The 13694-nt window shown below is 71.9% G+C and carries 13 protein-coding genes; 5 read left to right on the top strand and 8 right to left on the bottom strand.

Annotated features, from left to right (window positions below):
• The first annotated feature begins 462 nt into the window (after positions 1-462).
• The 3 genes from IEY61_RS08900 to IEY61_RS08890 all read left to right on the top strand — a co-directional run bounded on the left by IEY61_RS08900 (position 463) and on the right by IEY61_RS08890 (position 3159).
• On the top strand, positions 463-948 hold the full coding sequence (locus tag IEY61_RS08900) for a hypothetical protein (protein WP_189042399.1): 486 nt from the start codon (positions 463-465) through the stop codon (positions 946-948).
• Between the two features lie 176 nt (positions 949-1124).
• Complete coding sequence (locus IEY61_RS08895; protein WP_189042396.1) at positions 1125-1910, top strand: hypothetical protein; 786 nt, start codon at positions 1125-1127, stop codon at positions 1908-1910.
• Between the two features lie 91 nt (positions 1911-2001).
• Positions 2002-3159 carry an AI-2E family transporter gene (locus IEY61_RS08890; RefSeq protein WP_229705768.1) on the top strand — a complete coding sequence of 386 codons (1158 nt, stop codon included), beginning with the start codon at positions 2002-2004 and terminating at the stop codon, positions 3157-3159.
• A gap of 12 nt (positions 3160-3171) precedes the next feature.
• Here the strand turns inward: IEY61_RS08890 and IEY61_RS08885 are convergent, their stop codons facing one another.
• Positions 3172-3858, bottom strand: coding sequence for a dienelactone hydrolase family protein (locus IEY61_RS08885; protein ID WP_189042394.1), 687 nt, complete (start codon positions 3856-3858; stop codon positions 3172-3174).
• A 187-nt stretch (positions 3859-4045) separates the two neighbouring features.
• Here IEY61_RS08885 and IEY61_RS08880 point away from each other — a divergent pair, with 187 nt between their 5' ends.
• Positions 4046-4228, top strand: coding sequence for a hypothetical protein (locus IEY61_RS08880; protein ID WP_189042392.1), 183 nt, complete (start codon positions 4046-4048; stop codon positions 4226-4228).
• Between the two features lie 42 nt (positions 4229-4270).
• Here IEY61_RS08880 and IEY61_RS08875 read toward each other — a convergent pair whose 3' ends face one another.
• From IEY61_RS08875 to IEY61_RS08855, 5 genes are all read right to left on the bottom strand, one after another.
• Positions 4271-6646 (bottom strand): glycoside hydrolase family 65 protein, encoded by a 2376-nt coding sequence (locus tag IEY61_RS08875; protein ID WP_189042390.1) that lies wholly within the window; start codon positions 6644-6646, stop codon positions 4271-4273.
• Complete coding sequence (locus tag IEY61_RS08870; protein WP_189042388.1) at positions 6643-7395, bottom strand: HAD family hydrolase; 753 nt, start codon at positions 7393-7395, stop codon at positions 6643-6645. Before IEY61_RS08870 ends, IEY61_RS08875 begins: the two co-directional genes overlap by 4 nt.
• Positions 7396-7455: 60 nt before the next feature.
• Positions 7456-7920, bottom strand: coding sequence for a DUF4442 domain-containing protein (locus IEY61_RS08865; RefSeq protein ID WP_189042386.1), 465 nt, complete (start codon positions 7918-7920; stop codon positions 7456-7458).
• Positions 7921-8043: 123 nt separating this feature from the next.
• Positions 8044-8232 (bottom strand): DUF397 domain-containing protein, encoded by a 189-nt coding sequence (locus IEY61_RS08860; RefSeq protein WP_189042384.1) that lies wholly within the window; start codon positions 8230-8232, stop codon positions 8044-8046.
• Positions 8223-9023, bottom strand: a complete 801-nt coding sequence (locus IEY61_RS08855; RefSeq protein WP_189042382.1) for a helix-turn-helix domain-containing protein — start codon at positions 9021-9023, stop codon at positions 8223-8225. Before IEY61_RS08855 ends, IEY61_RS08860 begins: the two co-directional genes overlap by 10 nt.
• A 213-nt stretch (positions 9024-9236) precedes the next feature.
• On the opposite strand from IEY61_RS08855, the gene IEY61_RS08850 reads away from it, so the two are divergent.
• A complete protein-coding gene (locus tag IEY61_RS08850) occupies positions 9237-9563 on the top strand; it encodes a hypothetical protein (protein ID WP_189042380.1) in 327 nt (108 codons plus the stop codon).
• A 498-nt stretch (positions 9564-10061) separates the two neighbouring features.
• Here IEY61_RS08850 and IEY61_RS08845 read toward each other — a convergent pair whose 3' ends face one another.
• Positions 10062-11420 carry an ABC transporter ATP-binding protein gene (locus IEY61_RS08845; protein WP_189042378.1) on the bottom strand — a complete coding sequence of 453 codons (1359 nt, stop codon included), beginning with the start codon at positions 11418-11420 and terminating at the stop codon, positions 10062-10064.
• Between the two features lie 80 nt (positions 11421-11500).
• A complete protein-coding gene (locus IEY61_RS08840) occupies positions 11501-13678 on the bottom strand; it encodes a bifunctional glycosyltransferase/CDP-glycerol:glycerophosphate glycerophosphotransferase (RefSeq protein ID WP_189042376.1) in 2178 nt (725 codons plus the stop codon).
• Positions 13679-13694 lie beyond the last annotated feature (16 nt).

Here is a 13694-nt window from a genome sequence, read left to right as displayed (position 1 = left end):
TCACTCCCGCCGCCGGACCGAGCCCCGCCGCCGACCATAGGGCGACCGGCAACAGGGCGGAGGGCCCGCCGAGCAGCCCATCCATGGTGGCCACCGCGGGGTGGCGGCGGGATCGGGTCCTGGCGCGCCAGGCGGCCGGACGAGGAGACCAGATCCGCGACCGGCGACATCGCACTGGACACCGCAACTCGCGGCCCTGCCACACGATGCCGCAACCCGTGGTCCTGGGCGCGGGGTGCCGCGCAAACCTGATCATCGCCGATCGCCGTTTCGCCGTAACGGCGGTGTCCCGACCGATCGGACACCGCCGTACCGACGAAACGGAGTCGATCAACTGGCTCCCATCGCCCTGTTGCCGGTCTCCCTCAGCTTTGTCGTCCACAGGGGACACGGTGGCGCGGCTCACGGCTCGGCCACCGTCTCCGCCATGCGATCTGGGCACGGGGGCGATAGGTTGGACACGTGTCGTCTTTCGCGTTCGCCCGTCCGATGTGGCCGGCGACGCTGCGCGCGCTCCGGGAGCTGACCCGGCTGGCGCTGGCGACACTCGTGCTCGCGGTCGCTTTCGGCACGACCGCCGCCACCGGGCCGACACCCGGCATCGAGCTCCCGGCCGCACCGGTCGCCGCCACGGTCGTGGCCCGGCCCTTCGTCGAGCCGATTCGCGCGACTGACACGACCCCGACCGCGCCGCATCGACTTGTCGCCCCGGCCCGGTCCGAGCACGCCGGCACCCGACCCGCGGCGGCCACCGCGATCCCGGCGCACGCGGTCCCGGCCGACGCGATCCCGGCCGACGCGATCCACACGATCCCGGCCGACGGCATGCTGGCGCATGCGATCCCGGCCACCGCGATCCCGGCCACCGCGGTTTCGGCCGATGTCACCGGCTGGCGAGCCGCCGCCGGCGAGGGCGAACCGACTCGACGCGGTCCGCCCACCGCCTGACCGACGGCCCGCGGACCACCCCCGCCACCCCGGCGCTTCGATCCCGCCCCCGGCGATCCCGCCACCCCGGTGGGCCATCCGCGACGAGCGCGACCGCCCGGACCTCCGGCGGCGCCGGCCGTCAGACACCCGTCCCGCCCAGTCGACGACCCTCCTTCGACCGCGAGGTGTTGATAATGCGAACCGCCCTCTCCGCCGTACTGCTCGACGTTCCCCGGGCCGCCACGATCTGGCTGAGCCTGCTGGGCGTGATGACGCTCGCCGTCGCCGGTCTGCTGCTGCGTCCCCGCCGCCTCCGCTTCGACGCGGGTGCCCGGATTCGGGACGCCGCGCTGCCCGGCCCGGACGAGCGCGCCGACCGGCAGCGGGACCAGGACCGCTGGGCCGGGGAGGTCGCCGTGGCCGCCGACCGGGCCGACGCGACGGCACGCCGCCGCCGCGACGAGTGGATCGCCACGCAGGACGAGGCCGAGCAGGCCTGGCAGGCGTACGAGGCGGCAGAGGCCAATGTCCGCCGGCTGTCGGACGCCGCCGCCATGCCCCTGCCGCAGACCCCGCGCACCCCCGCCGAGTACGCCGACCGTGAGCGCTGGCTGCACCGGGCGGCACTGGACGCGTACTGGCGGCGGGAGCTGTCGGTGGAACAGCTCAGCGACGTCTTCGCGCACCGCGGTTGGGATCCCCGGCTACACCCGGTCGAGCAGGAGTTGATGCTGCGCCGGGCGGTACGCGACCACCTCTTCGCCCAGCAGCGGGCGGCCCGGGAACGCGAGCAGGCGGCGTGGCGGGCCGCGGAACTCGCCGGCGCGGCGGCACGCAGCCTGCGGGAGGAGATGATCGTCGCGCTGCTCCCGCCGGCCGAGGAGCGCGAGTCGCTGCTGCCGCTGGTCGGGCTCGGCGACGCCGACCAGACCCGCGACATCCCCGCCGTGGTCGTCGGACGGGCACCGGTGCCCGCCTAGCCATTGGGTGTCGCGCCAGGGACCGACCGCGAAACCGGTGTCGGATGGCCGCCGATCGGGTAGGACCTCGCCGGACACGAGGAGGGCCGACGTGGTGGCAGCGCGCACCGGGCGTACGCCCGAGGATGGGCCGAACCGGGGCGCCGGACCGCGACAGACCTGGGCCGCCCTGCCCTGGCTGGTCCGTTCCGCGGTGGTGTGGAGCGCCTGCCTGGTGGTGATCGCCGCCGGGTTCTACCTGCTGGCGCGGATCATCATGCTGGTCACCCCGCTGGCCATCGCGGTGGCCGCCACCCTCTTCCTCACCGCGCTGCTCGACCCGGTACAGCTCGCGTTGCGCCGGCTGCGGCTGCCTGCCACGCTGGCCGCCCTGCTCACCATGCTGCTGTTGCTCGGCAGCCTGGGCGGCGTCGGGGTGCTGGTCTGGCACCTGACCGCGAACCAGTTCAGCGAGTTGGGCGACGAGCTCCGCCAGGGCCTCGGCCATACCCGGGACCTGATCACCTCGGCGCTGCCGGTCACCGACGAGCAGCTCGACCGGCTGCTCGCCCAGCTACGCCAGGCGGCCACCTCGCCGCAGGTCGACCCGCTCGCCAGCGCGCGCACCGTCGCCGAGGTGCTCGGCTCCGCCCTGCTGGCCCTGGTGCTGCTCTTCTTCCTGCTCAAGGACGGCCGGGCGATATGGCACTGGACGCTGCGCCGGATGACCGGGCCGAACCGGGAGATCGCCGCCGAGGCCGGTCGGGTCGGCTGGCGGACGCTCGGTTCGTACAGCCGGGGCACCATGCTGATCGCGGCGATCGACGCGGTCGGGATCGGCCTTGCCCTGGTGTTGCTCGGTGTACCGCTGGCGTTCCCACTGGCGTTGATCACCTTCATCGGCGGGTTCGTTCCCATCATCGGCGCGACCGTGGCCGGCGCGGTCGCGGTGCTGGTGGCGCTGGCCGCCGACGGCCCGACCACCGCCCTGCTCACCCTGGCGGCGGTGATCGCCGTCCAGCAGATCGAGGGCAACCTGCTGGAGCCCCTGGTCATGAAGCGTCAGGTACGGCTGCACCCGGTGGTGATCCTGGTCGCGGTGACCGCCGGCACCCTGATCGCCGGCATCGGTGGTGCCTTCGTCGCCGTCCCGATCGCCGCCGTCGCCTGGCGGGTCATCGACAGCGTCCAACGCCAACGACAGCCCGCCGGCGCGCCATCGGATCCACCGGCCCCACCGCCATCACCAGAGCCCCGCGACGCCGGGTGAGGTGAAGAGGAATTACTGCCGGCGGGAGACGGACGGCACGCCGACGGTCACCGGGAGGTTGGCCTGGAACCAGCGTTTCGCCGCCCCGGCAACCTGTTCCAGGGTGCCGGGCTCCTCGAAGAGATGGGTCGCGCCGGGGACCACCCGCAACTCGGCCGGCGCGGTCAGTCGGCTCAGCGCCTCCTGGTTGAGGGTGATGACCTGTTCGTCGAGGCCGCCGACCAGCAGCAGGGTCGGCGCGCGTACCTGGTCGAGAGCGGCACCGGCCAGGTCTGGGCGTCCGCCCCGGGACACCACGGCGCGTACCAGATCCGGCCGTTGCGCCGCCGCGACGAGGGCGGCAGCGGCACCCGTGCTGGCACCGAAGAGCCCGACCGAGGCCGTCCCGCCGGGGCGCTCGGTGGCCAGCCAGTCCACGATCGCGGCCAGTCGTCCGGCGAGCAGGCCGATGTCGAAGCGCAACTCGGCGGTGACCGCGTCCATTTCGTCCTCGGCCGGGGTCAGCAGGTCGACCAGGACGGTACCGAGCCCGCCGGCGTTGAGCGTGTGCGCCACCGCCACGTTGCGGGGGCTGTGCCGGGAACTGCCGCTGCCGTGCGCGAACAGCACCACGCCGGCCGGTTGCGGCGGCACCAGCAGGTCGGCCGACAGGTCGACCTCCCCTGCCGGGACCGTCACCGTGCTGCTCCGTAGGTCCATCTCGCCCTCCCCGCCGCGTCGGCATCCCGCCTGCCGGATACCCGGGCTGAACAGGCGCACGCCATCGCGATCCCGGCATCCCGGATAGGCGGCACCCGTTTGCGGCCGGGGCTGGGCGGGTAGCCGACGCCCGACCCCAGCCGGAACGGTGCCAGAGGCGCCGCCGACCAGATCGTGAGGATCCGTCATGCCGCATCATGATCGTGAGCCCCGTCCTCCCGAGGCCGCCGAGCGCGAGCGGCGGGATCAGGACATCCAGCACGGCCGGGACTGGGCGGACGAGGCAGCTCAGGCCCGTTCGGCCGGCGACCCCCGGGCCAGGACGCCGCACGACGCCACCGGCCGGCCATCGCAGGGCGAGCCCATCTGACCGCCGGCCGGCGACCGTCGCGCCGGCGTTGGGAGACGACGGTCAGATCGGGTTCTCCGGCAGGCGGAGCAGGGGCTCCCGGCCGGGGGCCTGCTCGACCGGCGGGAGATTCGCGCGAGGTGGCGGGTTCGGCACGGTCACCGGCTTCGCGCAGGTGACCCGGACCGGTTCGCCGTAGTGGCGTAGCTCCAGCGCCGCGTCCGGGTCGGCGTGGTGCAGCGCGTACGTCGTCTGGTGCGACCGGACGTCGACCCGGAGCCGCATGCCGCACCACTGAAGCGCGAACGCCAGGCGGTTCAGCCGGCTCGACAGGCGTGGCTCGAAGGACGGCACGCCATCGTGGTCCCGTAATCCGCCGAACCCGGCGACCAGCGCGATCCACGCCCCGGCGAGGGCGGCCATGTGCACCCCGTCACGGGTGTTCTCGTTCAGGTCGTGCAGGTCCATCAGCGCCGCCTCGCGCAGGTAGCTGTGCGCCAGGTCCGGGTAGCCGACCTCCACCGCCAGCACCGCCTGCGTGCACGCCGACAGCGACGAGTCGCGCACCGTACGCCGCTCGTAGTAGAGGAAGTTGCGCAGCTTCTCCTCGACGGTGAACGCGTCGCCACGCCAGTGCATGGCCAGCACCAGGTCAGCCTGCTTGATCACCTGCTTGCGGTACAGATCGAAGTACGGGTAGTGCAGCAGCAGCGGGTACTTGTCCTGCGGCGTGTCCGCGAAGTCCCACTCCTGCAGCCGGGTGAAGCCCTCCACCTGTTGGTGCACGTCGAGTTCGTCGTCGTACGGGATGTGCATGGCCACGGCAGCGTCCCGCCACGCGGCCGCCTCCTCGTCGGTCACGCCGAGGTGGTACGCCTCGTCGCGGTAACACGCCGCGGCGTCGGCGGCGGCCAGCAGATTCCGCTGCGCCATCAGGTTGGTGTAGACGTTGTCGTTCTTGACAGCGGTGTACTCGTCCGGGCCGGTGACCCCGTCGATGTGGTACTGCCCGGCGCGGTCGTGGTGCCCGAGCGAGCGCCACAGCCGTGCGGTCTCCACCAGCAGGGTCAGCCCGATCTCGCGTTCCAGCTGACGGTCCCCGGTGACCAGCACGTAGCGCCGCACCGCGTCGGCGATGCCCGCCGCGATGTGGAAGCCCGCGGTGCCCGCCGGCCAGTAGCCCGACGACTCCGGGCCCTCGATCGTGCGCCACGGGAAGGCCGCGCCGGCCAGGTTCAGCGTCCGGGCCCGCTCGTGGGCCTTCGGCAGCGTCGCATGCCGCCAGTAGAGCGCGTCGCGTACCGCCGCCGGATGGGTGTACGTCAGCACCGGCAGCACGAACATCTCGGTGTCCCAGAAGGCGTGCCCGTCGTACCCGGGGCCGGTGAGACCCTTGGCGGAGATCGGCCGGCGCTCCGCGCGGGCACCGGCCTGGAGCACATGGAACAGCCCGAACCGGACCGCCTGCTGCACCTCCGGGTCGCCGTCGACCTCCACGTCCGCGGCGTCCCAGAACTCGTCGAGGTACTCCCGCTGTTCGCGCACCAACCCGTCCCAGCCGTCCAGCCGGGCGGCGGCCAGCGCGGCGCCGACCTGGTCGCGCAGGGCGGGCAGCGAGCGCCGGCTGGACCAGCCGTAGGTCAGGTACTTCATCACGCAGAGCTTCTGGCCCGGCTCCAGCACGCACCCGACCGTGGTACGCACCCAGTCCTCGTACCCCTCCGAGTCGATGGTGGTGCGCGCCGGCGATTCGATCTCGTGCTCCATCGCGGCGGCGACCCGCAGGCCGGAAACCTTCGTCCGGTGGATCAGCAACCCGCCGCCGGGGGTGGTCAGCTCCTCCTCGGCCTCCAGCGGCGACTCCAGCACGGCCGCCACCCGCGGGTCGCGGCTCTGCGGCGGCAGTGTCTCGTTGGCCACCAACTCGGACTGGACGATCAGCCGTAGCGGCTTGTCATCGGCCACCGCGACCTCGTACCGGATCGCGGCGACCGAGCGCTGCCGGAAGGAGACCAACCGGGTGCTGTTCACCCGGACCTCGCGGCCGGCCGGTGAGCGCCAGTGCAGCGACCGGTGCAGGGTGCCGGAACGCAGGTCGAGGACCCGCTCGTGGGCGAGCACCTCGCCGTAGCGCACGTCCAGCGGCTCGTCGTCCACCAGCAGCCGGATCAGCTTGCCGTTGGTCACGTTGACGATGGTCTGGCCGGACTCGGGGAAGCCGAAGCCGGCCTCCGCGTACGGCAGCGGACGCAGCTCGTAGAAGGAGTTGAGGTAGGTGCCGGGCAGGCCGTGCGGCTCACCCTCGTCCAGGTTGCCGCGCAGCCCGACGTGCCCGTTGGAGAGCGCGAAGACCGACTCGGACTGGGCGAGGACGTCCATGTCGAGCCGGGTCTCGCGCACGTGCCACGGCTCGACCGGGTACGCCCGCTCCCGGATCATTCGGGCCTCCCCGGGGCGAGCAACTCGGCGAGGTCGGTGACCACCACGTCCGCGCCGTGCGCGCGTAGTTCGTCGGCCTGGCCGACGCGGTCCACCCCGATCACGTACCCGAAGCCGCCGGCCCGGCCGGCCTCCACCCCGGCGAGCGCGTCCTCGAAGACGGCCGCCTGCTTCGGCTCGACCCCCAGCACTTTCGCGCCGGCGAGGAAGGTGTCCGGATGCGGTTTGCCGCGCAGCCCTTCGGCGCGGGCGGTCAGCCCGTCGACCCGGGCCTCCAGCAGCGGTTCCAGCCCGGCGACGGCCATCACCTCCCGACCGTTGGCGCTGGCCGTGACGACGGCTCGGCGCAGGCCGGCCTCGGCCACCGCCTTCAGGTACGTCACCGAACCGGGGTAGACGTCCACCCCCATGCTGCGGATCCGCTCCAGCACCAGGGCGTTCTTCTGGTTGCCGATGCCGTGCACGGTCTGCGCGCCCGGCGGATCGTCCGGCGTACCCTCCGGCAGGGTGATGCCGCGCGAGGCGAGGAAGGTGCGTACGCCGTCGAGCCGGGGACGCCCGTCGACGTAACGGTGGTAGTCCGGGCCGGGGTCGAACGGCTGGTACGGCTCGCCGGCGGTGGCGGCGTGCCGGCGCAGGAAGTCGTCGAAGGTCTCGGTCCAGGCGGCGTTGTGCACCCGTGCGGTCTGCGTGAGCACACCGTCCAGATCGAAGAGACACGCGGTCACGTGAGCGGGGAGGCCGAGCATCCCACCAATCTATCCACCGCCGCCCGGCGGCAAACCCCTTCGGCGTCGAGCCGGCCCGCGTCAGTTCGGGCGCAGGGTCCAAACGACGGTCATCTCGGAGGTCGGCTTGCCCTCCTCGGTGGCGATCTCGACGCGTACCGGAAACTCCGGTCGCTCGCCGGCCGCCAGCTCCGCGGCCACCTCGGCCACCGGGCGACCGAGCCGGGCCGTGGCCAGCACCGGGCCCAGGGCAAGCTTGCGGTACGCGATCTCCGCGCGCACCGCCAGCGGCGTGGCCCGGTCGAGCAGATGCCCGAACGCGGCGAGCACCACCGCGCCGGAGGCGGTCTCGCCGAGGGTGAACATGGCCCCGGCGTGCGGGCCGCCGACGTGGTTGTGGGTGGCCGGCGAGTCGGGCAGCCGGACCACGGCCCGGACCCCACCCTCCGCCTCGGGAGCCACCTCGACGAACTCAAATCCGAGCGTACGGGCGAAGGGCACCGCCGCGAGCATGCCGGCCGCCACCTGCCCCGAGTCGATGGTCATACCGCCTAACGCTACTAGCCAGTAACTTACCTGGCAAGGTAACCGAGATCCCGATCGGTGGCAGTGCAGCTGCTCGACACGCCGGTCCGGAGCACAGCTGGGCTGCCACCGATCGGGGGTTCCTCAGCGCTGCTTCGCGTAGGCCAGGAAGGAGCGCCAGGTGTTCGGGGTGAAGGTGAGCACCGGGCCCTGGCGGTCCTTGCTGTCGCGGACGGCGACCACCCGCGCCAGGTTGTCGGCCACCTCCACGCAGTTGCCAGAATTGCCGCTGCTGCGGGTGCTCTTGCGCCAGATCGCGCCGGTCAGGTCCATGATTCCGCCGCCTCCGAGATCAGTTTGAGGGTGGCCCGGTGGGGTAACGCTTCGGCCCGGACGGATTCCCAGTTCTGCCGCAGCAAGTTTACGTCCACGGTGCGCTCCACAATGGTGCCCTGCAATTGGTTGTCGAGATAGACGAGATCCTCGCCCTCGGGTGGTGTGGCGATCACGAAGGCACCGTTCAGCCCCGGATAGGCGCCGACGCCCTTGGGCACCACGTGCAGGTGCACCCGGGTCCGCCGGCCCACCTCCACCAGGTGTCGCAACTGCTCCTGCATCACCTTCGGGTCACCGATCGGGCGCTCCAGCACCGTGTAGTCGAGCACCGCCACCAGCAGCGGCGGGTTGGGCCGGATGAGCACCTTCTGCCGGGCAATTCTCGCGGCCACCTGCTGCTCCATTGCGTCGCCGACGAGTTGGCTCGCGCCCTCGTGCAGCGCGCGGGCGTACTCCTCGGTTTGCAGCAGGCCGGGCACGACCAGCGGCTCGAAGCTGCACAGGGCGGTCGCTTCCTGCTCGATCGTCACCCACTCGCGGAACCACGGCATCAGGCTCTCCTTGAGGATCGCCTCCCGGATGCGGACCAGCAGCCCCTCGCCGTGCAGCGCGTCGTCGCAACGCAGGGCGAACTCTTCCCGGGGCGGGCGACGGCACTGCTCGACCGACGCCACCAGCGAGGCCGAGTAGCTGATCTGCTCGCCGAGCGCCTCCTGGGAGAGGCCGGCCTTGGTCCGCAGCCGGCGCAGCTCACCGGCGAACAACTCCAGCATGGGTAACCGATCCATCTGCACACCTCTGCACTCCGGTGACGACCGTGTCGTACGGCCGGGCTGGTAGAACCCGAACCACTTCCGAACGTAGTTGGACCATCACCAAACTGTCACGTACGGATTCCCCGAGTTGCGGCATATCGCGGGGATTCGGTCGGGATCCGTCCCGCTCGCCCCTGATGGACGGGGCCCCGACGCCCCGGACAGCCGTGCGACGAGGAGTCCAATGTGATCAGCCAGCAGTTGCCGCAGCCGGGTGACGGGCCGGCGCCCGACCGGCCCCGGGCGTACCCCTCGCACGAGAAGCCGCACACCCCGCTGCGTCCGATGTGGTGCTGCCGGGCCTGCGGCCATCCGTGGCCGTGCGCGATGGCGCGCATCCTGCTCAAGGTCGAGTACGACCACAACGAAATCGGCCTGTCGATCTACCTGGCCGGGCTCTTCTACGAAGCGACCCGCGACCTGTACCGGCTCAACCCCGACGACGGCCCCGCCCCACGCACCCTCTTCACCCGCTTCGTCGCCTGGGCCCCCTACCGCCGCCCACGCCCCTGACTCCACACGCTGCCCCCGTCCGCACCGCCCCGCCGCCCCGCCACCCCCACCAGCAGCGTCAGGCGCCACGGCGGTCGCCGCACGTCGCACGGCGGTTGCCGCACGTCGCATGGCGGTCGCCGCACGTCGCATGGCGGTCGCCGCACGTCGCATGGCGGTCGCCGCACGTTGCCGCGCGGGGTTGACCCTGTCGAGCTGAGAGCGTGAACGAATCGCGGCCCTCGCCCGGGCAGCGCCAAGCGGTGCATCGATTCGCAGCCCACCGCCGCCGGGATCATCTTGTGATGGCATAAACGGTTCAGCTCGACAGGGACAACATGAAGGGCATCACGCCGCCTGGCCGCCGGGCGCCACCAGGAAACACGGCCTGCCGGAACCGATCCTGCCGGGATCGGCCGCCGACCGGACCTACGGCAACAGAGCCCTTCCTTTCCCGCAGGCGTTAATAAGGGGCCCTTCCTCTACCGCAGGCGTTAATAGGGGGCCCTTCCTTACACCTCAGCGCCAGCCGACGTCGATGCGGTCGCCGCGGTCGTCGAAGAAGTGCAGGGCGTCCATGCGTACCTTGATGGCCAACGAGTGGCCGGCGGTGACGGCCGGGTAGGGCGCGAGTCGGACGGCGAGTTCGGCGGGGCGGCGATGGTGGCGGCCGGGGTCGGCCAGAACGCTGGTGCGGTTGTGGTCGGCAGACGTCGACGCCGGCTCCCTGCTGGTGCGGACGGTGAGGCGCTGCATCACCTGGCTGAAGCGGCGCAGGCCGCGCTGTCCGGTCGGGGTGTCGCCGTCCGGCAGGGCTCCGATCTCGTCGACCATGATCGCGGTGGCGCCGATGTCGAGGAAGGCCAGCGACTCGTGGCCGTGGTGTTCGAGATAGCGGATCCGGCCGTGGAGCACGTCGCCGGGGGAGTCCGGGGCGACCGGGGTGAGCGCCTCCGCCCGCATCCCGACCACGATGCGCTCGCCGTGGTAGTGCGCCACGGCACGGCTGCGGATGTCGTCCCAGGGCAGGTAGAGGGCCTGGTCGCCGAGGGTGAGCGTGACGTACCGGTCGAGGTGGACGTAGACCGACGCCTCCAGCAGGTTCATCCGGGGGCTGCCGAGGAAGGCGGCCACGTAGAGGGTCGCCGGGCGGTTGTACACCTGGGTGGGGGTGCCCACGTCCTGGAGGACGCCCTTGCGCATGATGGCGACCCGGTCGGCCATGGTCAGCGCCTCGGCCTGGTCGTGGGTGACGTACATGGTGGTGACGCCGAGTTCCCGGGTCAGGCCGGAGATCTCGGCCCGCAGTTCGGCCCGCAGGCCGCTGTCCAGGTTGGAGAGCGGCTCGTCCATCAGGAACAGGCCCGGTCGGCGGACGATCGCCCGGCCCATCGCGACCCGCTGACGCTGCCCGCCGGAGAGTTGGCTGGGTCGTCGCGGCAGCACGTCACCGATGCCGAGCGCGCTGGCCACGTCGGTGACCCGCTCGCCACGCGGGGCCGGCTCGACGCCGGCCAGCTTGAGCGGAAAGGCGATGTTGTCCCCGACGCTCATGTGCGGATAGAGGGCGAAGTCCTGGAAGACCATGGCGATCTTCCGGTCCCGGGGCGGCAGGTCGTTGGCCAGTTCCCCGTTGAGCATCACCGCGCCGGTGGTCGGTTCCTCCAGCCCGGCGACCATCCGCAGCACGGTCGACTTGCCGCAGCCCGACGGCCCGAGCAGGACCATGAACTCGCCATCGTTGACGTCGAGGTTGATGCTGTCCACCGCGACGGTGCCGTCTCGGAAGACCTTGGTGACATCCTTGAGCGCGACGGTGGTCACCGTCTCCTCCCCCACGTCGTCAACGGAACCCGGAATGACTGTGACCAGGATCATCGCGGCAGCACATCGGGTAAACGTGTCATGTTCAGGTCGTGACAGACCTATTACGCTCCCTCGATTGACGTAGTGGCGGCTCAGGCGCTCGGCTCGCCGAGGAAGACCCGGCCGACCACCCGCTCGGCGGCGTGCCCGTCCTCGAGCGCGCAGAACCGCTCCCGGAAGCGCGCCCGTGTCTGGTCGGCGGCGGACGAGTACGCGTCCCCCCGGCCGAACACGTCGAGCAGCCCGGCGAAGGTACGCGCCACCGGGCCGGGCGCCTCGGCGGTGATGTCGAAATAGACGCCCCGGGTCAGCCGGTACGCGTCCCAGTCCGGGGCGTACACCACGATCGGCCGGTCCAGGACGGCGTAGTCGAACATCGCCGAGGAGTAGTCGGTGACCAGCACGTCGGCCGCGAGGTAGAGGTCTTCGACCCGGGGATGGTCGGTGACGTCCACGATCCGGTCCCGGTTGGCCGGGTGCCGCACCCGCCGGTCCGCGTCCTCGAAGTAGTGGCTGCGGACCAGCAGCAGTCCGGACGGGCCGAGCGCGTCGAGCAGTCGTTCCGGATCGAAGGGCGGCCGGTACCGGGGCAGGTGCTCGCGGTGCGTCGGGGCGTACAGCACCACCTGCTCGCCGAGGCCGGCGCCGAGCGTGGTGCGCAACCGCAGCACCTCCTCCGTGGTGGCGGTGACCAACCGGTCGTTGCGCGGGTACCCCACCTCCAAGGTGGTGTACGCGGCCGGATAGGCACGTTCCCACATCTGGGTGGAGAAGCTGTTCGAGGTGACGCTGTAGTCCCACCGGTCCACCCGACGCAGCAGCCCGGCGAAGTCCATCCCGACCGCGCCCAGCGGGTACCGCTGCTGGTCCAGCCCCATCACCTTGACCGGCGTGCCGTGATGGGTCTGCACGTGCACCGAGCCCGGGCGCTTGGCCACCCCGTCCGGGAAGTTGACGTTGTTGATCAGCCACCGTGCCCGAGCCAGCATCCGGTGGTACGCGGCCGTCCCGGCCACCACGTACTCGACTCCCTCGGGCAGGGTGTGCACCCGGTCGCGGCGGACGATCCACACGCCCCGGATCTGCGGCGCCAGCCGCCGGGCCGCCTCGTAGATCGCCGCCGGGTTGCAGGCGTAGCCGCGGTACCAGTAGGCCGCGTACAGCGCGAGGTTCTCGTCGAGCGGGCGGCACAGCTCCGCCCGGTGGTACCCGCGCAGCGTGAGGTCCCGCGCCGCCCGCGCGGCGATCCCGGCCGGCGGGAGCATCCGGCGCCCGACCCGGCGGGCGATCTCGCCCACCTGGTTGGTGGCGCGCAGGGCGCTGAACGTACGCCATCGACCGGCCGCCACCAGCCGGTGTTTGAGCCCTTCGACGCCATCGGGTATCCGGTGCCCACCGGGTGGCCGGAGCCGGGCGTGCTCGATCGTCACCCGGGCGAAGAAGGCCGGCCGCAGTTCGGGGGCGATCCGGGCGCCGTTGCCGAGCACGGTCAGGTAGTGCCACATCATCCGCTCGAAGACCGCCGACCGCAGTTGCCCGGCGCCGAGCCGGTCGACCTCCCGGAACACCCGGTGCCACTGCTCGAACACGTCGAAGTGCCGCTCACCCCGGGTCCTGGTGATCGCCCCCGCGCGGCGCTGCCGGTAGTGCACGCAGACCACGTGGAGCACGCCGATCCGGTCGGCGGCCAGCAGCAGCGGATAGCTGAACGACACGTCCTCGTACCAGCCGGGGGCGAAGCGCAGCCCGATGTCGGCCAGGAACTGCCGGCGGACCAACCGGTTCCACGCGGTGTGCAGCAGTTCCAGCGTCTCCGGCCGGTCGACCAGTCGGAACGTGCCCGGGCCCGGCGGCTCCGGAAAGACCTGCTCCATCGCGCTGCGGGTGGCCGTGTTGTCCCAGTACGCCCGGACGTGGTCGACCAGCAGCACGTCGGGTCGGGTGTCGCGCAGTCTGGCGGCGACCTCGGTGAGACAGTCCCGGGCGAGCCAGTCGTCACCGTCGACGAACCAGACGTACTCGCCGACGGCCTGATCCAGGCCGGCGTTGCGGGCCGGGCCGAGCCCGACGTTGCGGTCCAGCCGGACCACCCGTACCCGGTCGTCGCGGGCCGCGTACTCGTCGAGGATGTCGCCGCTGGCGTCGGGCGAGCCGTCGTCGACGCCGATCACCTCGATCCCGGTGACCGGCTGACCGAGGATCGAGTCCAGGCATTCCCGCAGGTAGCCCTGCACGCGAAAGGCCGGGACGACGAAGCTGATCAGCGTCATCGTCGTCCCGGCCCCC

Origin of the sequence: Micromonospora sonchi (genome assembly GCF_014646235.1) — a bacterium.
GTDB classification, from domain to species: Bacteria; Actinomycetota; Actinomycetes; order Mycobacteriales; family Micromonosporaceae; genus Micromonospora; species Micromonospora sonchi.
The sequence above is the reverse complement of the archived record's forward strand: the minus strand, read 5'-3'. Positions and strand labels throughout refer to the sequence as shown.

Bases quoted from the DNA above. Each gene is read 5' to 3' on its own strand.
- IEY61_RS08895 (WP_189042396.1), top strand. From the start codon at position 1,125: ATGCGAACCGCCCTCTCCGCCGTACTGCTCGACGTTCCCCGGGCCGCC.
- IEY61_RS08885 (WP_189042394.1), bottom strand. From the start codon at position 3,858: ATGGACCTACGGAGCAGCACGGTGACGGTCCCGGCAGGGGAGGTCGAC.
- IEY61_RS08880 (WP_189042392.1), top strand. From the start codon at position 4,046: ATGCCGCATCATGATCGTGAGCCCCGTCCTCCCGAGGCCGCCGAGCGC.
- IEY61_RS08875 (WP_189042390.1), bottom strand. From the start codon at position 6,646: ATGATCCGGGAGCGGGCGTACCCGGTCGAGCCGTGGCACGTGCGCGAG.
- IEY61_RS08870 (WP_189042388.1), bottom strand. From the start codon at position 7,395: ATGCTCGGCCTCCCCGCTCACGTGACCGCGTGTCTCTTCGATCTGGAC.
- IEY61_RS08865 (WP_189042386.1), bottom strand. From the start codon at position 7,920: ATGACCATCGACTCGGGGCAGGTGGCGGCCGGCATGCTCGCGGCGGTG.
- IEY61_RS08860 (WP_189042384.1), bottom strand. From the start codon at position 8,232: ATGGACCTGACCGGCGCGATCTGGCGCAAGAGCACCCGCAGCAGCGGC.
- IEY61_RS08855 (WP_189042382.1), bottom strand. From the start codon at position 9,023: ATGGATCGGTTACCCATGCTGGAGTTGTTCGCCGGTGAGCTGCGCCGG.
- IEY61_RS08845 (WP_189042378.1), bottom strand. From the start codon at position 11,420: ATGATCCTGGTCACAGTCATTCCGGGTTCCGTTGACGACGTGGGGGAG.
- IEY61_RS08840 (WP_189042376.1), bottom strand. From the start codon at position 13,678: ATGACGCTGATCAGCTTCGTCGTCCCGGCCTTTCGCGTGCAGGGCTAC.